This is a genomic window from Comamonas sp. MYb396 (assembly GCF_037479555.1).
GTDB lineage: Bacteria > Pseudomonadota > Gammaproteobacteria > Burkholderiales > Burkholderiaceae_C > Comamonas.
This window is the reverse complement of sequence record NZ_JBBGYU010000009.1, coordinates 203,670-223,929: the sequence shown is the minus strand read 5'-3', so window position 1 is coordinate 223,929 and position 20,260 is coordinate 203,670. Positions and strand designations below refer to the sequence as shown.

At 64.6% G+C, this 20,260-nt stretch carries 18 protein-coding genes; 12 read left to right on the top strand and 6 right to left on the bottom strand.

All coding sequences use genetic code 11. The features are described from left to right. The first annotated feature begins 56 nt into the window (after positions 1–56). The 3 genes from WH265_RS20090 to WH265_RS20080 all read left to right on the top strand — a co-directional run bounded on the left by WH265_RS20090 (position 57) and on the right by WH265_RS20080 (position 3,911). Positions 57–2,495, top strand: a complete 2,439-nt coding sequence (locus WH265_RS20090; protein WP_339559430.1) for a membrane-bound PQQ-dependent dehydrogenase, glucose/quinate/shikimate family — start codon at positions 57–59, stop codon at positions 2,493–2,495. 135 nt (positions 2,496–2,630) lie between these two features. Continuing rightward, positions 2,631–3,314, top strand: a complete 684-nt coding sequence (locus tag WH265_RS20085; RefSeq protein ID WP_339559429.1) for a TetR family transcriptional regulator — start codon at positions 2,631–2,633, stop codon at positions 3,312–3,314. A gap of 90 nt (positions 3,315–3,404) precedes the next feature. Continuing rightward, positions 3,405–3,911, top strand: coding sequence for a hypothetical protein (locus WH265_RS20080; protein ID WP_339559428.1), 507 nt, complete (start codon positions 3,405–3,407; stop codon positions 3,909–3,911). Positions 3,912–4,152: 241 nt separating this feature from the next. Here WH265_RS20080 and WH265_RS20075 read toward each other — a convergent pair whose 3' ends face one another. Both WH265_RS20075 and WH265_RS20070 read right to left on the bottom strand, forming a co-directional pair. Continuing rightward, positions 4,153–5,523 (bottom strand): hypothetical protein, encoded by a 1,371-nt coding sequence (locus tag WH265_RS20075; protein ID WP_339559427.1) that lies wholly within the window; start codon positions 5,521–5,523, stop codon positions 4,153–4,155. Between the two features lie 24 nt (positions 5,524–5,547). Next, a complete protein-coding gene (locus WH265_RS20070) occupies positions 5,548–5,826 on the bottom strand; it encodes a hypothetical protein (RefSeq protein ID WP_339559452.1) in 279 nt (92 codons plus the stop codon). Here WH265_RS20070 and WH265_RS20065 point away from each other — a divergent pair. The 8 genes from WH265_RS20065 (at position 5,707) to WH265_RS20030 (ending at position 13,054) form a co-directional block, all read left to right on the top strand. Continuing rightward, entirely contained in the window at positions 5,707–6,591 is an 885-nt protein-coding gene (locus WH265_RS20065) for a LysR family transcriptional regulator (RefSeq protein WP_339559449.1), read from the top strand. The two genes, WH265_RS20070 and WH265_RS20065, sit on opposite strands and share 120 nt — an antisense overlap. 94 nt (positions 6,592–6,685) lie before the next feature. Beyond that, positions 6,686–7,588, top strand: coding sequence for a tripartite tricarboxylate transporter substrate binding protein (locus tag WH265_RS20060; protein ID WP_339559426.1), 903 nt, complete (start codon positions 6,686–6,688; stop codon positions 7,586–7,588). 323 nt (positions 7,589–7,911) lie between these two features. Continuing rightward, on the top strand, positions 7,912–8,637 hold the full coding sequence (locus WH265_RS20055) for an OmpW/AlkL family protein (RefSeq protein ID WP_027010678.1): 726 nt from the start codon (positions 7,912–7,914) through the stop codon (positions 8,635–8,637). A gap of 214 nt (positions 8,638–8,851) precedes the next feature. Further along, positions 8,852–9,436, top strand: a complete 585-nt coding sequence (locus WH265_RS20050) for a DJ-1/PfpI family protein (protein WP_339559425.1) — start codon at positions 8,852–8,854, stop codon at positions 9,434–9,436. A gap of 69 nt (positions 9,437–9,505) precedes the next feature. Continuing rightward, on the top strand, positions 9,506–9,943 hold the full coding sequence (locus WH265_RS20045) for a hypothetical protein (RefSeq protein ID WP_339536072.1): 438 nt from the start codon (positions 9,506–9,508) through the stop codon (positions 9,941–9,943). A gap of 109 nt (positions 9,944–10,052) precedes the next feature. Then, positions 10,053–10,847: a MetQ/NlpA family ABC transporter substrate-binding protein gene (locus WH265_RS20040; protein ID WP_021025977.1), complete on the top strand. Its 795-nt coding sequence runs from the start codon at positions 10,053–10,055 to the stop codon at positions 10,845–10,847. A 192-nt stretch (positions 10,848–11,039) separates the two neighbouring features. Further along, positions 11,040–11,819, top strand: a complete 780-nt coding sequence (locus WH265_RS20035; protein ID WP_339559424.1) for an enoyl-CoA hydratase-related protein — start codon at positions 11,040–11,042, stop codon at positions 11,817–11,819. A gap of 8 nt (positions 11,820–11,827) precedes the next feature. Further along, positions 11,828–13,054, top strand: coding sequence for a CaiB/BaiF CoA transferase family protein (locus WH265_RS20030; protein WP_339559423.1), 1,227 nt, complete (start codon positions 11,828–11,830; stop codon positions 13,052–13,054). A 43-nt stretch (positions 13,055–13,097) separates the two neighbouring features. Here the strand turns inward: WH265_RS20030 and ftrA are convergent, their stop codons facing one another. Beyond that, entirely contained in the window at positions 13,098–14,063 is a 966-nt protein-coding gene (gene ftrA, locus WH265_RS20025; RefSeq protein WP_339559422.1) for a transcriptional regulator FtrA, read from the bottom strand. A gap of 92 nt (positions 14,064–14,155) precedes the next feature. Between ftrA and WH265_RS20020 the strand changes: the two genes are divergently transcribed. Beyond that, a complete protein-coding gene (locus WH265_RS20020) occupies positions 14,156–14,554 on the top strand; it encodes a rhodanese-like domain-containing protein (protein ID WP_312989871.1) in 399 nt (132 codons plus the stop codon). Positions 14,555–14,677: 123 nt separating this feature from the next. On the opposite strand, the gene WH265_RS20015 is transcribed toward WH265_RS20020, so the two are convergent. The 3 genes from WH265_RS20015 to WH265_RS20005 all read right to left on the bottom strand — a co-directional run bounded on the left by WH265_RS20015 (position 14,678) and on the right by WH265_RS20005 (position 20,248). Then, positions 14,678–15,658 (bottom strand): siderophore ABC transporter substrate-binding protein, encoded by a 981-nt coding sequence (locus WH265_RS20015; protein WP_339559421.1) that lies wholly within the window; start codon positions 15,656–15,658, stop codon positions 14,678–14,680. Positions 15,659–15,728: 70 nt separating this feature from the next. Continuing rightward, positions 15,729–17,783, bottom strand: a complete 2,055-nt coding sequence (locus tag WH265_RS20010; protein ID WP_339559420.1) for a ligand-gated channel protein — start codon at positions 17,781–17,783, stop codon at positions 15,729–15,731. Positions 17,784–18,178: 395 nt separating this feature from the next. Next, positions 18,179–20,248 carry a ligand-gated channel protein gene (locus WH265_RS20005; protein ID WP_339559419.1) on the bottom strand — a complete coding sequence of 690 codons (2,070 nt, stop codon included), beginning with the start codon at positions 20,246–20,248 and terminating at the stop codon, positions 18,179–18,181. Positions 20,249–20,260: the final 12 nt, after the last annotated feature.

The following is a 20,260-nucleotide window of genomic DNA, read 5'->3' as shown; positions in this document are numbered from 1 at the left end:
GCCTTGCGCAGAGGGCTGCTGCGCCTGCCAGGCCCAAGACAGATTCGAGGATCGATATGACACAACAAGCGCGTGTACCGTCACTGGCCGTGCGCCTGCTGCTCGGCGTGCTGGGCGCAGTGCTGGCCATCGCCGGCCTGGCCTTTCTGGTCGGCGGCGGCAAGCTCATCAGCCTGGGCGGCAGCTGGTACTTTTTGCTGGCAGGCCTGGGCCTGCTGCTGTCGGGCGTGCAGGTGCTGCGCGGCCGCCGCTCGGGCGGCTGGCTGTACCTGGCGACCTTTGCCGCCACGGTGCTCTGGGCCTTGGCCGAAGTGGGCCTGGACTACTGGAGCCTGGTCTCGCGCCTGCTGGCGATGACCTTTGGCGCAGCGGTGGTCAGCGCCTGCCTGCCGCTGCTGCAAGCGGGCAGCCCCCGCGCGCGCAGCAGCAAAGGCCCGTTGGCACTGGCGGGCGTGCTGCTGCTCGTGGGCCTGGTGAGCTTTGCCTCCATGTTCCAGATCCACCCCGAGGTGCAGAACCAGGCGGCCATCAGCCGCAAGCCGGTGGATGCCGCCAGCGCGCAAAAGGACTGGAGCCATTACGGCAACGGCACGAACAACGACCGCTTTGCGGCGCTGGACCAGATCAATGTGGACAACGTCAACCAGCTGCAGGTGGCCTGGACCTTCCACACCGGCGATGTGCCCCAATCCACCGGCGCCGGAGCCGAGGACCAGACCACGCCGCTGCAAGTGGGTGACAAGGTCTTTGTCTGCACGCCCAGCAACAACGTGATTGCGCTCGATGCCGACACCGGCAAGCAGCTGTGGCGCCACGACACCAACTCGCATGTGGGCGGTGTCTGGGAACGCTGCCGGGGCCTGGCCTACTTTGATGCCAATGCGCCGCTGCCGGTGCCGCAGGTGGCGGGTTCGTCGCCCGTGCAGCCCGTTGCGCTGCCCGCAGGCGACCAGTGCCAGCGCCGCATTGTGATGAACACCATCGACGCGCGCCTGTTTGCGATCAATGCCGACAACGGCGAGCTCTGCGCCGGCTTTGGCAACCAGGGCATTGTCGATCTGAAGCAGGGCCTGGGCGCCATCGCCAACCCGGCCTACTACACGCTCACATCGGCCCCCACCGTGGCTGGCACCACCATCGTCGTCGGCGGCCGGGTGGCCGACAACGTCCAGGTCGATATGCCCGGCGGCGTGATCCGTGGCTTTGACGTGATGACCGGCGCGCTGCGCTGGGCCTTTGATGCGGGCTCCAACACGCCCAACGAGGTGCTGGCCCCTGGCGCCACCTACACGCGCTCGTCCGCCAATGTGTGGGCCGGTACCACCTACGACCCCAGCTCCAACACCGTCTACCTGCCCATGGGCTCGCCCTCGGTCGATCTGTATGGCGTGCCGCGCTCGGCCGCCGATCTGAAGTACGGCGCCTCCATCCTGGCGCTCGATGCCTCCACCGGCCATGAGAAATGGGTCTACCAGACCGTGCACAACGACCTCTGGGATTTTGATATTCCGATGGCCCCGACCTTGATCGACTTCCCCCAAAAGGATGGCAGCAGCACGCCCGCACTGGTGGTGGGCACCAAGGCCGGCCAGATCTTTGTGCTGGACCGCCAAAGCGGCCAGCCGCTGACCCAGGTGGACGATGTGCCCGTCAAGCCCGCAGGCATTGCCGGTGAAAAATATGCCGCTACCCAGCGCGTCTCCGTCGGCATGCCGCAGATTGGCACCAAGACCCTGACCGAAGCCGACATGTGGGGCGCGACGCCGCTGGACCAGCTGGTCTGCCGCATCAAGTTCAAGTCGATGCGCTATGAAGGCCTGTTCACGGCGCCGTCCACCGATGTGTCGCTCAGCTTCCCCGGATCGCTGGGCGGCATGAACTGGGGCGGTATCTCGGCCGACCCGAACAACCACCTGATCTTTGTGAACGACATGCGCCTGGGCCTGTGGGTGCAGATGATGCCGCAGCAAGCCAAGGCCACGCTGTCCGACGGCGGCGAGCAACCCAACACCGGCATGGGCCAGGTGCCGCTGGGCGGCACGCCTTATGCGGTGATCAAGGACCGCTTCATGTCGCCGCTGGGCATCCCCTGCCAGAAGCCACCGTTTGGCACGCTCTCGGCCATCGACATGAAGACCCAGCAAGTGGTCTGGCAAGTACCCGTGGGCACCGTGCAGGACACCGGCCCGATGGGCATCAAGATGCGCCTGCCTTTGCCCGTCGGCCTGCCTACCCTGGGCGGCAGCCTGTCCACCCAGGGCGGCCTGGTGTTCTTTGCCGGCACGCAGGATTACTACCTGCGCGCCTGGAACACCGCCAACGGCCAGGAGATCTGGAAGAGCCGCCTGCCCGTAGGCAGCCAGGGCGGCCCGATGACCTACCAATCGCCCAAGACAGGCAAGCAGTATGTGCTGATCTCTGCCGGCGGCGCGCGCCAGTCGCCCGACCGTGGCGACTACGTGATCGCCTACGCCCTGCCTGACAAGGCCCGGTAAGCACGCAGGGGCCACCCTGCACCCAACCCGAAAAGCGCCATGGCCTGCACTGCAAGCCATGGCTTTTTTCTACCCCGGCCTCGGCGGGGAGCGCGCATGTTACGCTTGCCCGCTTGTGTCCACGGAGATCCGGCAGTGAGCAAGCAGCAAGGCCAGCAAGAGCCAACCCCTCAAGACCCCCAGGCAGATGAGCCCGGCGCATCGGCAGGCATGCGCCAAGCCTTGCTCGATGCCGGCAAGACCGAGTTTGCCAACTATGGCTATGACGGCGCCCGGCTCGAACGCATCGCGGCCAAGGCCGGCTGCGCCAAGCGCATGCTGTACTACTACTTCGGCAACAAGAAGGACGTGTACCTGGCCGTCATCGAGCAAAGCTACACCGACATCCGCGCCTCCGAAGAAAGCCTGAACCTGGACGCGCTGGCGCCGCTGGAAGCGCTGCATGCGCTGGCCCAGAAAAGCTTTGACTACCACGCCAACAACCAGGCCTTCACCCGTCTGGTGCTGCAGGAGAACTTCCAGGGTGGCGAGATGCTGGGCCAGGTCTCCAACAACGAATCGCTGCGCCGCGCGGCCCTGACCCCTCTGGAGCGCATCCTGGAACGCGGCGTGGCCCAGGGCCTGTTCAAGCCCGAGGTCACTGCCACCGATGTGCACTACCTGATCTCCGCCCTCAGCGGTTTTCGCATCGACCACGCCGCCACCTGGCGCAGCCTGCTGCAGGTGGACTTGCTGGGCGACGCCTTGCGCACGCGGCATCTGCAGATGCTGCTGGACCAGGTGGATGCGCTGGTGTGTGTGCGGGCGGCGCAAGGCTGAGGACGGACGCAGAAACACGGCCCGATGCGCCGTGTTTCGAGTTCACACTGACTTCATCCTCATCTGCATGCGCGCTTTGATAATCCGCGCATGCACCCCGACAACCCCCCTCTATCGCCATGGCCGCATTGGGAAGTCATGGCCACCTTCTCTTTCATGCTGGCCTACGCCGCGGGTGTGTACTTCCATGCTGCCACCGCATCACTTTCGGATGCCTACCAGCCAGGGTTGGATAGCCTCAAACGCTATGTGCAGCCGGGCATTGCCCTGTGGTTGCTACCGCTGATCGCCTACGGATGGAAGTCTGTTCACCTCGCCAAAGTCGCACAGCGCTGCGCGCTGGGTGGCTTGGTTTGCTGCGCCATGCTGTATGTCTTCTGTTCAGCCCACCAATCCACAGCGGGCATGTCCTGGGTCGCCCCTGCAGATCGCACACTCGCCAGCACCGTTCAGCGGTCGCTTTTCAGCCCCTCGTTTTCCGGCCGCTCTATGGGCTCTATCACGGGCAGTGCCATATTCGCAGCGATGGCGTGGGGGCTGAGCATCCGGATCAACCGAATGCTCAAGCAGCGCCCATCCGGCACACCCAGCGACTGACCGCATGAGCGCCTTGTCCGCGCTCATTGTTGGCAGAACTGGCGCTCTAATCGCATCGTTTGCCAAACCCTCCCAAAGCACGTGCAGCCACATCCATGTCAGCGTCCCCATCCGCGGCCTTTGCACCGGCCTCAGCGTTGGCCAGTGCAAAAAAACATTAGTCGCTTGCTGTGGTTCCTAGCGATATCCCGGTGGGCCAAGTACGCACGGAACCCAAGCACCGGGCAAGCGCCAGCAGCGATCACTGCGGACGTTGGCGTGGAGCGACGCGTGTGGACAGTGCAGGGGACGTGTAGCTCGCATCAAAGCTACAGCCCTTGCCGTAGGTCGCTTCCAACGTCAGGCAGGCACTGGCGATGCCGGAAGGCGTGGGCTTGGTGCCGTTGTTCACCCACTGCAGCAGCGCGTCCATCAGCGCAGGATAGGTGGGATCGCTGATAAAACTGTGGGTACCGTTTGTCGTGAAGGTCTGCACCAGACGACTAGCACTGCCGCCTTCTTGCATCACCTCGCGGAAACGAGAGTCGAGCTCCACGAACGCGGTCGGGTCGCTGATCCATTTGGTGGACAGCACCGGCACAGGAATCTTGCCGACCGGGTCGGTGTCGGTGGCGAACTTCTGGTAGGCGGCAGGGTTGGCCTTGTAGCGCAGCACGCCGGCGTTCAGGGCCGCATCGTCGGCAGAGCCGGTGTAGACCGCGCCTTCATTGCCGAACGGGCTCTCGCCGCCGGTGCGCTTGGCAGAGATATCCTGGAAGTGCATGGTCGCCCAGTTCATGTGCGACTGGATGGCGCTCTCGGGAATCTTGATCACATCGACGATGGTCTGGATTTTGGCCTTCTGCTCGGGTGTGCGCTCGGCAGCGGGCTTGTTGAGCGCCAGGCATTCGTTGACGCGCAGCGCCACATCCGCCTGCTTCATCGTGACATTGGCGGGCAGGCCGAGGTTGAGCGCGTAAGGCTGTTCACTGGGGCGTGGGTGGTTGCCACACAGGTACTGGTAGACCACACGCAGATCGAGCCGGAAATCGTAGGAACGGGTGCCCCCGCCCAGCACGCCGCTGGTGAGCAACACGCCATCGTAGGGACGCTCACCGACGGTATCTAGCGTGAACATCTCCGCGCCCTTGGCTGCCACGCCAGCGCCCCAGGACTGGCCATGCAAGATGGTCTTGCTGGGGATCGCCACATGCTTGCGGAAGATGCCGCGCAGACGTTCCGTGTCTTCGGCGGCAGCGCGCACTTCCACCCCGCCCTGGCGGTAGGAGGAGCCCGCCCATGCGTAGCCTGACTTCACCATGATGGACCAGCGGGTCAGGTCTTCCATCGAGCGGTCCAGATCGGGTGCGGCCAGATCGGGGCCTCCATGCGCATGCATCACCAGGATGCCATTCCACTTTGCCGGCACCGCAATCATGTAGAACGCGCCCTTGGAGTCGCGGCCGGACAGGCATTTCGCGTCGCTGGGCACATCGGCGGGGCAGGTGGCCGTCACGGGCGCTGCCTCGTTGGAGGTGGACGGCCCTTGCAGCACCAGGGAGCCGTCGCCGCAGCCGCTGAGCGCGAGCAGCGCCAGCAGGGGCAGGCCGAGTTGGGGAAGAGGCGATTTCATGGTTTGTCTCCTATCAAGCGTTTTTTATGGGTGCGGCTCCCCGCAAGGCTGGCGGACCAGCGCTTGGTTGGCGAGGGCTTTCCTATTCTTGGTCGGCTTGCGAAATATTTCAAAGATTTCTAAGATATCAACTGCATACTTTTTAAATATATGGAACTGCGTCATCTCCGGTATTTTCTTGCGGTGGCCGAATGCGGCCATATCACGCGTGCCGCAGAGCGCCTGGGCATCCAGCAGCCGCCGTTGTCGCAGCAGATTCTGGCGCTGGAAAACGAGCTGGGCAGCGCGCTGTTTCGTCGCCATCCCAAAGGCGTGGATCTCACCGATCTGGGCCATGAGCTGCGCGCAGAAGCCGAGCGGCTGCTGGGCGACTTTGGCGCCATGCAGCAGCGCATCGAGGCGTATGCGCGCGGTGAGCGGGGCCATCTGCGCATTGGCTTCACCAGCTCGGCCGCGGCGCATGCCTTCACCCCGGAAGTGCTGCGCACCTGCCGCAAGTCGCACCCCGACATCCTGCTGAGCGTCAGCGAAAACAACGCCGCTGAAATCACCGAAGCCGTCGCTGGCCAACGTCTGCATTGCGGCTTTTTGCGCGTGCCGGTGGCTCACCCCGATGGATTGGCATTCGAGCCCCTGCTGCGGGAAGAAGCGCTGCTGGCCATCCCGGTGGACCACCGGTTGGCGCACAACAGCGCCCAGCCCGTCATGCTGGATGAGCTCGATGGCGAGAAGCTGGTGTTGGTGCGCAGGCCCGGTGCGCCGGGCCTGTATGCCAATCTGCTGGCGCTGTGTGCACAACGCCATGTCCATGTGGAGGTGGCCGCCGAAGTCGAGCGCATGATGACCAATGTGAACCTGGTGGCTGCAGGCGTGGGCTTGTCCATTGTTCCTGCATCGATCAAGGGATCACATCGCCATGCGGTGGTGTACCGCTCGCTCGATCCGTCCCTGGATCTATGGGCGCCGTTGACCTTGGTGTACCGCGCGCATGACTGCGATGGCCCGCTGGGCACGGTGATCGCCTTGGCCAAGAAGCTGGCCAAACGCCATGGCGCCAAAAGCCGGTGAATCGATGTCCAGATCGCCCAAGCTGAGCCCGGCAAACGCCCCACGATGGTCGCGCAGAGCCATGCTGCTGAGCGGCTTGATGGGCGCGTCGCTCGTGGCCACTGAGGGACTGGCCGCCCAGAAAAGGCCAGGCGCTGCGCTGAAGATTTTGGTGGCCTATCCCCCCGGCGGTGTCAGCGACCTGGTGGCACGGGCCTTGGCCAAGGAGATGGTCGGTCAGCGCCAGGCGCCGGTGATCGTCGAGAACCGGCCCGGCGCGAGTGGAACCTTGGCGCTGGAACTCCTGCAACGCAGTCCGCCCGATGGCCAGATGCTGGTCTTTACCGCCGCCGCTGCCGTGGGCCTGCTGCGCCACGCGGCCGCGCGGCGTGCCCCAACGTCAGCAGCCGCTGCACCATTGCCGGTGCAGCCCGTGGCGGGTGTCATGCGCACGCCGCTGCTCCTGGTGGGCACCTCCGCGCTCGCACCCTCCACGTTCGCCGACATGGTCGACGAGGCGCGCAAGCACCCCGGTATGCTGCGCTGGGCAACGACGGGCGAAGGCACGACGGGGCACACCGTGCTGCAACGCGTGAGTCAGCTTGCGGGCGTGCGCATCAGCCATATTCCGTACAAGGGCGGCGGGCAGCAATTGACCGATGCGCTCGGTGGTCACTTCGAGCTGCTGTCGACCAACGTCGCACCGAGCCAGCTCAGCGCCTTGCGTGACGGGCGCTTCAAGGCCTTGGCGGTTGGCGCACCGCGCCGCCTGCCGGTGCTCCCCGAGGTGCCGACCCTCGCAGAGCTGGGTTACCCATCCGCAAATCTGGATTCCCTGTTTGGGCTCTTCGCCCCACCGGGTACGCCCTCCCAGGTGGTGCTGCATCTGCACGCATTGATCGAGCAAGCCCTTCGCTCGCCTGCCATTCGCCAGACCCTGCTCGATGCCAACAACCAGCCCTACGAGGGCTCGGTGCAGGACTTTGCACGGCAGGTGGAACACGAAACCGATCGTTGATCCAAGCTGGTTGCTATGACATGTTGGGGCCGGTGCATGGGGGTTGCGCATCCCGATCAGTCGAGCTTCACCCTCCATCTGCCTGGAAAATTCGCGCCGCTAATCCGCAGGCGCCTGCGTAAGAAAGGTGTGCTTTTACAACAAACTCCCACCCTTTCCCATCTGCATTTTCCCCAGGTCGGCATAAATTAGAACGAGTGTGCTTTTTTTGCTGAAATTCAGCGCTTACCCTGTCGACATGGCCTGCCAGGCTTCCTATGCTCTGTCTTCGAGACAAGCCAGATTTGACGATCGTTCAAACAGCAACCCAAGGAGACAAAGCAATGAAACAAGCCAAGAAATGGATGTGGCTGGCGGCCACCGCCTTGCTCGCAAGCAGCGCTTACGCCCAAAAGGCAGGCGACTGGGTGTTAGGGGCCGGGGCGCTCAATTACTCGCCCCAGGACAAGAGCAAGCCGCTGACCTTTGTCGAGCCCTTTGAGCGCCAGATCCCTGGCTCGGGCGCCGATCTCAAGAGCGCCACCACCTTGGGCCTGAACGTGCACTACTTCCTGACCGACAACTGGGCAGTCGAAGGCGTGCTGGGCATTCCGCCACGTCTCAAGCTCCATGGCGCCGGCACCCTGGAGCCCATTGGTGAGCTGGGTAATGCGCGTCTGTATGCACCTTCGTTGCTGGGCAAGTACTTCTTTGGCAATGCCGATGACAAGTTCCGCGTCTCGCTGGGCCTGGGTGTCACCTATTCGCAGTTCCGCAATGTGCGGCTGACCAGCGGCTTGCAAAACACGCTGGGCAGTGTGATCGGCGCGCCTCCAGGGGTTGCCAAGACCACCGCCAAGATCGACAGCCAGTGGGCGCCGGTCTTCAACATCGGTGCCAACTACGCGATCGACAAGAACTGGGGCATTACCTTCTCGGTGTCCTATGTGCCGATGAAGACCGATGCCAAGCTGACCACGACGGTCAATGGCAACAAGGTGGCGGTATCGCAGACCCGCCTGACGCTGGACCCGATCATCCCGTTCCTCTACGTCACCTACAAGTTCTGATTTTTCCGAGAGGAGAAGCCCGTAGCGCCTGCGCTGCGCCCAAGATGTGGCCTGTATCCATGAACGCCACAGCATGCGATGGCTCCAAGCCATCTTTTGCCACCCTGCTCCACGAGCAGGGTTTTTTTTGCCCGCGCGCCGCCCTTGGCATCCGGGCCCACCCGGCCCACAATGGCGCAGGCAGACCCGCCTGAACCCAACCTTTGGAGACCCTATGCCGGCCAAGAAAATCCTGATGATCTGTGGTGACTACTGCGAGGACTACGAAACCATGGTGCCCTTCCAGACCTTGCTGGCCGTGGGCCACCAGGTGCATGCGGTCTGCCCGGACAAAAAAGCCGGCGACCAGATCAAGACGGCGATCCATGACTTTGAAGGTGCGCAGACCTACAGCGAAAAGCCCGGCCACAACTTCACGCTGAACGCAAGCTTTGCCGACGTCAAGGCAGAGGACTACGACGCGCTGGTGATCCCCGGCGGCCGTGGCCCCGAATACCTGCGCAACAACGAAGCGGTGCTGGCCGCCGTGCGCCATTTCTTCACGGCCAACAAGCCCGTTGCAGCGGTATGCCATGGTGCGCAGCTGCTGGCGGGCGCCGGTGTGCTCCAAGGCCGCACCTGCTCGGCCTACCCGGCCTGCAAGGCCGAGGTGGTGCTGGCCGGCGGCAGCTATGCCGATATTGCGGTGGACCAGGCCCATACCGACGGCAATCTGGTGAGCGCCCCCGCCTGGCCTGCCCACCCGCAGTGGCTGGCGCAGTTCCTGGCCTTGCTCGGAACGCGTATTTCGCACAGCTAAACCGTCCGCGCGGTGGCAAGTGCTGGGCCGCCTGCAAGCCCTTGCCATCGCTGCTACCATCGCAGCCCCATGACCGCAGACAGCTACAGCCACCACCTCGCCACCGGCAACCAGTTCGTTGCCGAGGCACAAAAGATTGCCACCACCGATTTCGCTGCCGCCCGCGCGCTGTGGCAGCAGGCGGGCCAGGCCTTTTACCGCGCCCACCAGGCCGACCGCAACCAGCCCGAAGCCGCGCTGCGCCTGGCCCAGGCCTGGATGGCCGAGGCCCATGCCTTGCACAAGGAAGGCTCGCCCAATGCCACGGTGATGTGGCAAAACGCGGCCGCCCAGAACGAGCTGGCCTTTGACCTGGACCCGCGCAATGCCCGCATCGCGATGGCTGCGGCCAGTTGCCACCACTTTGCCGGCGATGCCGAAGCGGCCCAGGCCTGGATGCAGATCGGCCAGCACCTGGCATCGGGCGGCGATCAGGCTCCAGAACCTGCGGATCCGACAGACGACTAAGCCGCTCCATATAGCGAATGGCGTCTTTGGTTATTCGATAATATTATTTTTTAATCTGAGCGATCGAACGTAGCATGTGGGCCCGTCTACTTGTCCCTGACTGCCTTCCATGCTCAAGCGCCATTTCACCCTCGCCGCCCTGCTGGCGGTTTCTGCCGCCTTTGCCGCGCCTGCCTTTGCGCAGGACAAGCCCCTCAAGCTGGGCGTAACGGCGGGCCCCCATGCGCAGATTGCCGAGGCCGTCAAACAAGCGGCCGCCAAAGAGGGCCTCAGCATCCAGGTGATCGAGTTCAGCGACTTCATCCAGCCCAATGCCGCACTGGTCGCTGGCGATCTCGATGCCAATGCCTACCAGCACCACCCCTATCTGGACCAGCAGGTCAAGGACCGGGGCTACAAACTGGTGGCAGCTGCCAACACCGTGGTGCTGCCGATTGCGCTGTACTCCAAGAAGGTGAAGTCGCTGGCCGACCTGCCCGCCGGCGCGCAGATCGGTCTGCCCAATGACCCCACCAATGGTGGCCGCGCGCTGCTGCTGCTGCAGGAGCACGGCCTCATCAAGCTGCGCGCCTCTGCCGGCATCAAGGCCACGCCGCTGGATGTAGTCGATAACCCCAAGAAGCTGCGCCTGCGCGAGCTCGATGCCGCCCAGCTGGTGCATGCGCTCAATGACCTCGATGCCGCCGTCATCAACACCAGCTATGCGATTGCCGCCAAGCTCAACCCCACCAAGGACGCCATTGCCCGCGAGTCGGCCAAGTCGCCCTACACCAACCTGATTGCCGTGCGCCAGGCTGACAAGGACAAGCCCTGGGTGGCACGCCTGGTCAAGGCCTACCATTCGGACGAGGTGCGCCAGTTCATTGACAAGGAGTTCCAGGGCTCCATCGTCCCCGCATTCTGACAAGGGCTGACACGAGCCTTGATACGTCGTTGCGATGCCTTGCCGTACCCTTGTACTGCCTTCGGCATCGCGCCTCGTCTCAACCGCAAACCTTTGGTTTGCTGGGCCGTCTTAGACCCTCAACACCCGTTCAACGCCAGCGGCGCGCAGACTGCCGCGCCTTTTTCCATCACCCTTTGACAAAGCCAGCCCATGAGTGGACAGATCACCCTTAGCCGCGACGGCCATGTCGCCACCTTGTTGATCGACAACGTGGCCAAACGCAACGCGATCAGCCACCAGATGTGGATCAGCCTGGCCGAGCAGCTGGAGGTGCTGGTGCAAGACAGCGATCTGCGCTGCATCGTGCTGCGCGGCGCAGGCACCCAGGCCTTTGGTAGCGGCGCCGATATCGACGAGTTCGAATCGCTGCGCTCGTCCAAGGAAAAGGGCATTGCGTTTGCCCAGCAGGCGCACCGGGCCATGGCCTTGCTGCGCCACTGCCCCATTCCCACCCTGGCAGCGATCCGTGGCGCCTGCGTTGGCGGTGGGCTGGAGCTGGCGGCCTGCTGCGACCTGCGCCTGGCCAGTGACGACGCCCGCTTTGGCATCCCCATCGGCCGCCTCGGTGGTGTGCTCGCCTACCCGGAGCTCGAGGCACTGCTGCATGTCGCAGGCCCGCAGGTGGCGCTGGAGCTGCTGCTTGAAGGCCGCCTGCTCGATGCCCAAGAGGCCCTCAGCAAAGGCCTGGTGACCCGCGTGGTGCCCCAAGCTGCCTGGGACGAGGAGCTGGCCCAGACCATCGCCCGCATCAGCAATCTGGCGCCGCTGTCAGCACGCTGGCACAAAAAATTCATCGCCCGGCTGCAAAGCGGCACGCCATTGACGGATGCCGACCAGCAAGAGGGCTACGCCTGCTTTGACACGCAGGATTTCATCGAAGGCTACCGCGCCTTTTTGGACAAGCGCAAGCCGGTATTTACAGGAAAGTAACAGCGTTCATGCAGCCCTCCCCTTCCCCGCGCAAAGGCCCGCTGTCGGGCCTCGTTGTTGTTGAGCTCACCAATGTCATGGCAGGGCCTGTTGGCGGCTTGCTGCTGGCCGACATGGGCGCCGAGGTGGTCAAGGTCGAGCGCCTGCCCGGCGGCGACGACACCCGCCGCGCGATCCCGCCCGAGATCCAGGGCGAGTCCGCCACCTTCATGATTGTCAACCGCAACAAGCGCGGTATTGCGGTCGACCTCAAGCACCCCGATGGCCTGCAGGTGGTGCGCCGCCTCATCGACAAGGCCGATGTAGTGATCGAGAACTTCCGCCCCGGCACGATGGAAAAACTCGGCCTGGGCTATGACGTGCTGCGCGCCAGCAACCCCGGCCTGATCTACTGCAAGATCACCGGCTTTGGCCTCAACGGCCCCTATGCCAAGCGCGCAGGCTACGACCTGATTGCGCAGGGCATGTCCGGCATCATGAGCCTGACGGGCGAAGGCCCGGGCCGCCCGCCCGTCAAGGTCGGCGTGCCGATTGGTGATGTGACCGCCGGCATCCTGGCCTCGACCGGCGTGCTGGCCGCCTACATCGAGCGGCTGCGCACCGGCGAAGGCCAGTATGTCGACACCTCGCTGTACGAGGCCTCGCTGGTCCACACCTACTGGCAAGTGGCGATGGCCTTTGCCACCGGCGAATCGGCCGGCCCCATGGGCTCGGCCCACCCGGTGGCCGCGCCCTACCAGGCGATACCGACGCAGGACGGCTGGATCAACATCGGCGCGGTGAGCCAGGCCACCTGGGTCGGCATGACGCGCGTGCTGCAGCTCGAGCACCTGCTCGAAGACGAGCGCTTTGCCAGCAACCGCGAGCGCATGGCCCACCGCGATCTGCTGATATCCATCATCACCGAGGCCATGCGCAGCAACACGACTGACTACTGGGTCGAGAAGTTCGAGCAGGCCGGCGTGCCTGCCGGCCCGGTGCGCAAGATCAAGGACATGCTGGAAGACCCGCAGACCCTGGCGCGCGACATGGTCATCGAGGTCGACCACCCCGTCGCCGGCCAGGTGCAGGCGCTGGGCCTGCCGATCAAGTTCTCGCACGGCAATGGCGTCACGCGGCGCGGCGCGCCGCAGTATGGCGAGCACACCGCCGAGGTGCTGCAGGAGCTGGGCTACAGCAGCGAGGACATCGCCGCACTGGCCGCCAGCCAGGCGGTGCAGCTGCACGGCCGCTGAGACCTGCTCCCTGCCCGGCTCGCTGTAGCGGCGGGCTGGGGCGCTAGGGCGCGGTGAATGATGCGCGGTATGCCCTGGGGGACACCCCCAGGCTGCGCTTGAACTGGTCGCGCAGCACCTGCACGCTGCGGTAGCCTGCCTGGTCGGCAATCTGCTCCACACGCAGGCTGGTGCTCTCCAGCAAACGCCGCACTTCCTCCATCCGCGCCTGCGCCAGCCAGGCGCTGGGCGCCATGCCGGTGCCTGCCGTGAAACGGCGCAAAAAGGTGCGCCGGCTCATTGCCAGCACCTCGGCCATCGCGGCCACCGTCCAGTCCCGCCGCAGATCGGCGCGTACCTGGTCCAGCAGCTGCGCCAGCTTGCCCGATGTATCGGCCACGAGCGGCTGCTCGATGAACTGCGCCTGCCCACCGCTGCGGTGCGCAGCAACCACCAGGCGCCGCGCAACGCTGTTGGCCGCCTGCACGCCAAAATCGCAGCGCACCAGATGCAGCATCAGGTCGAGGCCCGCCGCACTGCCCGCCGAGGTAAAAATGCGCCCATCCTGCACGTACAGCACCTGGGCATCCACGTCGATGGCCGGGTAGCGCTGCGCCAGCGCCTGGGCGTAGCGCCAGTGGGTGGCGGCACGGCGCCCGTCGAGCAAGCCGGCGGCGGCCAGCACAAAGGCGCCGGAGCATATCGACGCCAAGGTGGCCCCGCGCTGCACCGCGCGACGCAGGGCTTGTTGAAGCGCGGGCGGGACCGGCTCGTCCAGGCCGCGCCAGCCGGGCACCACGATCAGGTCCGCCTGCTCCAGCAAGGCCATATCTGCACTGGCCTGCACCAGCAAGCCCCCCTGGGCCCGCAGCGGACCTGGCTCCACGGCCACACTCGCAAAACGGTACCAGCCCTCACCCATCTCGGGCCGCTCCAGGCCAAACACCTCGGCCACCATCGAGAACTCAAAGGTGCAAAGACCGTTGTAGACCGGTGCAACGACCAGCGGGCCCAGCAAGCGTGCAGACATTGGCGCAAATCCTTCCCTTTATGTCTTCTGCGCCAATTGTAGACAGAAGGGTCGATCCGCAAAATCGCTGGCATGTTTACCAGGAGTACTTCATGAGCCGCTATGTCAGCCAGATTCCCGCCGCCGCCAGTGCCGATGCCGTGGCGCATTTCTCCCGCTCCTTCACGTTCGAGACCGACTGCTGGGATGTGCACGATGCCCTAGGCCAAGGCCAGCCCGACTTTGTGCTGCTCGATGTGCGCAGCGCCGCGCTGTATGCACAAGGCCATGTCCCTGGCGCGCTGCATCTGCCGCACGGCAAGATCGTTGCGAGCAAGCTGGCGGCCTGGCCTGCCGATACGCTGTTTGTGACCTATTGCGCCGGCCCGCACTGCAATGGCGCGGCCCGGGGCGCCTTGCGCCTGGCGCAGCTGGGCAGGCCCGTCAAGATCATGGCCGGCGGCATCACCGGTTGGCTGGATGAGGGGTTTGCGCTGGCAACGGCACCCTGACAGCGCGCAACAAGGGATGCATGCAATGGCATCCCTTGTTGCGCATGCTTCCATGCCCCCCGTGCCCCATCGCGCTGGCGCTGGGTCAGCCGCCGGGGGCAGACACCCGGGATGCGCGCTTCCTCAGCGTTGGCCCCACACGCGCTTGAGCTGCGCCGTCGTCTGCAGCATCGCCTGCGGGCCGGCCACCCCCAGCAGGTACCAAACCTGCGGATCCAGGAACACCACCCGGCCCTGCTGGCCCGCAGCGCTGTTGCGGATGGCCTCGTTGTTGAACAGCTCGGTGCTGGCGACGACGGGCTTGCCATCACGGCCAGTGGTGCTGCCGGTACCGGCATTGCGGTCGATCACATAGAGCCAGGCGGGGTTGAGCTGGCGGATCTCTTCCATCTTCATCGGCACGCCGCGCGGCTTGCTGGCGTCGGCGGGCAGGGCAGGTTTGACACCCAGCACATCGTGCAGCAGGCCAAAGCGTGCGCCGGGAGGCTGGGCATTGAGCGTGGTGCTGATGGCCAGCACCAAGAGGCCGGGTGCCTGCTGCTGGGCCAGTGCGCGGGTGCTGTCCACCTCGGCGCGCACCCGCTGCATCAGCTGCTCGCCCTGGGCCTGCTTGCCCCACAGCGATGCGAGCGCCACCACATTGCGCTGCATATCGGCCAGCAGCTGCTGGTTGTTGACGCTCAGGTCCAGCGTAGGCGCAATCTTGCTCAGGATGTCGTACTTGCCGGCGCTGCGGCCCGCCACAACGATCAGGTCCGGGCGGATCTGGCTGAGCGCATCAAAATCGGGCTCGAACAGGCTGCCCGCTGGCAGGTAGCGCGCATCGGCATAGGCCTGCATATAGCTGGGGAAGTTGGCCTTGGCCAAGGCGGTCACTGGCAGGTTCAGTGCCTGCATCGTGTCGAGCGATGCCAGGTCGTAGACCACCACTCGCTTGGGCGCCAAGGGCACCACGGTGCTGCCCTTGGCATGTTGCACGGTGATCGTTGCGGGGGCCTTGGGGCTGGGGGCTTGCGCAAAGGCGGCGGGTGCGGCAAACAGCGACGTGGCGAGGGCGGCAGCGGCGCTGGCGCGCCAGCAGGCCGTGGTCAATGGCTGGGTCATGTCTTTCTCCAATGCATGTCAATCAAGTTGAGGCGGCGCCCGCAGGCATGCGGGACGCCGCGCGGTGGGTTTAGAACTTCAGGTTCATGCCGACCCAGTAACGGCGCCCGTCCTGCACGGTGGCGTAGTCTTCGTAGTACACATCCTTGTCGAACAGGTTGTAGATACCGGCGAAGAAGGTGGTGTTCTTGTTGTAGTGGAAGGAGCCACCCACATCGAACATGGCATAGCTGCCAGCAACCCAGGTACGGGCCGAGCGGCCGCCGGTGGGCTGGCTTTCCTTGCCCCGGTACGACAGCTTGGTCCAGCCGTTCCAGCGGTCAGACGGCTTCCAGTCGAGCGCAACATTGAGCATGTGGCGCGGCAGCTGCGACAGCGGCTGGCCGGCAAACTCACCGCTCTTTTGCTCGGACTTGGTGAAGGTGTAGCTGGAGTTCAGGTCCAGGTTGCGCGCCAGCGGCGTGGTCAGCGTTGCCTCGATGCCGCGCGTCACCGCCTTGTCGATATTGATATTGGTGGTGGGCGTGTTGCCGGACGAATTCAGCGGCCCACATTCGGGGCAGGCAATGCGGGTGATCTTGTCGCGGAAGTCGTTGTCAAACACCGTCAGGCCTGCCGACAGGCCGGCGCCATCGTTGTAGAGCACGCCCACTTCCTTGGACAGCGATTTTTCCGGCTTCAGATCCGGGTTGCCGTAGATATTGCCGCCCCGGCTGGCCTGGCCCCAGTCGCCCAGGGTCTGGCGCAGCGATGGCGCGCGGAAGCCGGTGGAGACACCGCCCTTGACGGTCCAGCGCGGGCTCAGGTTCCACACGCCATAGAGGCGCGGGCTCCATTGCGAGCCGCCCTTGCTGTCGTGGTCATAGCGCAGGCCGCCAGTCAGCGCAAAGTCCTCGCGCAGGCGCCATTCGTCTTCGGCAAACCAGGCGTACTGGGTGCGGTCGGCGGTGGTGCGGTTGCTGCCGGGCAAGGTGTTGGTGGTGGTGTCGGTCAGGTCCTGCTGGTTGTAGTACAGGCCGGTGCTGACGATGTGGGCGTCGCCCACCGGAATCACCCAGCTGCTGTTGGCCACCGTGTTCTTGATGGTCATCTCGCGCGAGATATTGCGCGTCTTCTCATGCTGCACATAGGTATCGGACGACGCCCAGCCCCAGCGGCCCTTGTGCTGCAGCGAGTAGTTCTCGCGCTCGAACTTGCGGTCGGACAGCGCACCGGTCTCCAGCAAGGTCTTGCCCGGGGTGGAGATGAAGTGCTGCCTGGCCGAGCCCACTTCGGCAATGATGTCGTGGTCCTTGTTGGGCGTGAGCGCAATGCGGGCGTTGAACGCCTTGGTGTCGCTGTCGTTATAGCCCTGGTAGATGCGGTCTTCGTCGCGCTTGCTGTAGTTGCCGTAGAGGCTGATGCCCAGCAGCTCTTCCTTGATCGGGCCCGAGAGGTAGAAGTTGCTCTGGTAGGCATTACCGGATGCGGAGCGCTCCTGCAAGGTCGCGTCGGCACGCAGCGAGCCGTGCCACTTTTTGGCCACCTTGCGCGTGATGATGTTGACCACGCCGCCCATCGCGTCCGAGCCGTAGAGCGAGGACATGGGCCCGCGCACCACCTCGATGCGTTCGATGGCCTCGAGCGGCGGCACCCAGCTTTGGTCGGTCCCCGTCGAGCCATTGGTCTGGGTCTCGCGCGTGCTCATGCGCTTGCCGTCCACCAGGATCAAGGTGTAGTTGGCACCCATGCCGCGCAGGCTGATGTCGTTGGAGTTGTTGTCCGACGGCGTCATGATGACGCCGGGCACATCGCGCAGCGCATCGTGCAGATTGCTGTACGCGCCCTGCTCGAGCTTCTCGCGCGGAATCACGGTGATCGAGGCCGGCGCCTGGGTCACTTCCTGCTCAAAGCCTGCGGCTGTCACCACCACGGTGCCCAGCGTTTTGTCGCTGGCAGCTTGCTCGGCAACATCGGTGGCATCGGCCGCCTGCGCGGCCGCTGCGCCATGGACCAGCATGCCGGCCACCACGCCCGCGATGGCGCGCAGTGCATGGCGCTGGGGCGCCGATGGCAGTGGGTGGAAATCAAGACGCAGAGGCCGTGCTGGCGCGCGACCCGCTGCCAACGGGGCAGAGGAGGACATGGGAAAAATCGGTAATCAGGTAGACAACAGCGCGCCCCAGGCGCCAGCAGATGGAGACCACCCGCAGGCACTGGCGGCGGGCCAGCGATGCTTCGCTTGTTGTGCAGGTCTGCGGTCACGGCGCTTGTCAGGGCACCGTCCCGGGAAGGCATGGCTGCGCTATCGCGCGATAGGCAGCAAGAGGGACGCGAGACGTTTATATGCGAATAGTTCTCATTATAGAGATTGATGAAGAATTGTTACGGTTTGCGAAGTTTCGCAACTGTAAAGTTATTTCGGGCGCAACCATGCCGCGCCGCCTGACTGCTGTGTGAAAGCCAGGGATGGCGCGGGTTTGCAAGCACTGGCGCCATCCTGCGGCACCAGCGCTTGGCTATGGTTTAAAAGCTACAAGCTTAGAAACCCACCGTCACCTTGGCCCAGTAACGGCGGCCGTCATAGACCGCGTCATAGGTGGCGCTATCGACCCGCTTGTCAAACAGGTTGTAGATGCCGGTGCTGAAACGCACATCCTTGCTGTAGGCATAGTTCAGGCCCAGGTCCATGAAGCTGAAGGACGGCGTGCCCTTGGCCATCGAGGTGCGGCTCAGGTAGTCCGAGCTCTTGCCCCGGAAGTTGAGGCGGCTCCAGACGCCCAGCTTGTCCGTGCCCTGCCAGTCCAGGGTGGCGTTGAGCATGTGCTTGGGCATCTTGTTGAGCGGCTGGCCGGCAAAGTTGCCGCTTTTTTGCTCCGAGCGGGTGAAGGTGTAGTTGGCCGCCAGGCGCAGCGCCTCGCTGGCCTTCCAGGTGGCGGTTGCCTCCACGCCGCGCATGGTGGCCTTGTCGACATTGGTGCGGTCGCTGATGAACTTGTAGGGCGTGCCCAGCACCGTGCAGTTGCCAGTGACGATGGCGCGGCCGCCGCCCTCGGTGTCCTCACAGCTGCGCACCTCGGTGATCTTGTCCTTGAAGTCGGTGTTGAACAGGGTCAGGCTGCCGGTGAAATCGCGGCGGTTGTCCCAGATCACGCCCAGCTCCTGGCTGGTGCTTTTCTCGGGCTTGAGGTTGGGGTTGCCTCGGATGATGGCCGGGTCGCCACCGCCGCCGGTGATCTGGCCCCAATCGGCCACCGCAGCGCGCAGGCTGGGCGATTTGAAGCCGGTCGAGATACCGCCCTTGACGCTCCACTCGGGCGTTGCATGCCAGACGCCATAGACGCGCGGCGTCCAATCGGTGCCGTAGTTCTGGTCATGGTTCATGCGCAGGCCGGTGGTCAGCGCAATCGCATCGGTCACCTTCCATTCGTTCTCGGCAAACAGCGCCCACTGGTAGCGCTTGAGCGTGTTGATCGGGTTGTCCACCTTCATCTGGTTGCCGTTGTCCATCAGCTTTTCATGCTTGTAGCTCAGGCCCAAGGTGGTCAGGTTGCGCTCGCCGATCGGCAGCACGATCTGGCTGTTGAACTCGGTGTTCTTGAGGTTCATCTGGCGGCCGGGGTTGTCGATCTCCTCGTGCTGCAGGTAGGTGGTCGAGGTGCCAAAGCCCCAGCGCCCGGTGTGCGAGAGGGCAATGTGGTTGCGCGCATAGTCCGAGTAGCTGGAGGCGCGGCTCGCGCTCTTGCCGGCCGTTGCATAGCGGTCCTGCAGGGTGCGGCCCACTTCGAGCGCCAGGTCGTGGTCCTTGTTGGGGGTGAGCGTGAGCTTGGCGGTGCCCGAGCTGCTGTCCTGCTCATTGAAGCCGCCAACAAACTTGTCTTCGAGGCGGCGCGATTTCTGGCCGTAGATCTGCAGGCCCAGCACCTCGCTCTTGATCGGGCCGGCCAGGTAGAAGTTGCTCTGGTAGATATCGCCCGACGATGAAGACTCCTGCTGCGTGGTCTCGGCGCTCAAGGTACCCGTCCACTGCTTAGCCACCTTGCGCGTGATGATGTTGACCACACCGCCCATCGCGTCCGAGCCGTAGAGCGAGGACATGGGGCCGCGCACCACCTCGATGCGCTCGATGGCGCTGAGCGGTGGCAACCAGCCTTGCTCGATGCCGGCGCCATCGCTGTTGGGGCGGGTCTCGCGCGAGTTCTGCGGCTTGCCATCCACCAGGATCATCGTGTAGTTCGAGGCCATGCCCCGGATGCTGATGTCGCTGGAGCTGCCGCCACCGGTGATCACCACGCCGGGCACATCGCGCAGCGCATCGGTCACATCGCGGTAGGCTTTTTTCTCGAGCTCCTGGCGCGGAATCACCGTGATCGAGGCCGGCGCATCTTCCACCGCCTGCTCAAAGCCCGAGGCCGTCACCACCACGGTCGACAAGGTCTTGTCGGCCTCCGCCTCGGTCTGCGCCAGCGCAGGGCCCGCAGCCAGCAGGGCAGCGGCCACCAGCGCCGTGGCGCGCCATGCATGGGGCACGGCACTGCGCGGCGATGGGCTGGCGTGCAACAGCAAGGAATGGCGGGCAGCAAGGGCTGCACAGAGGGGGCGGGCGGTCATGGAAAAAACTCC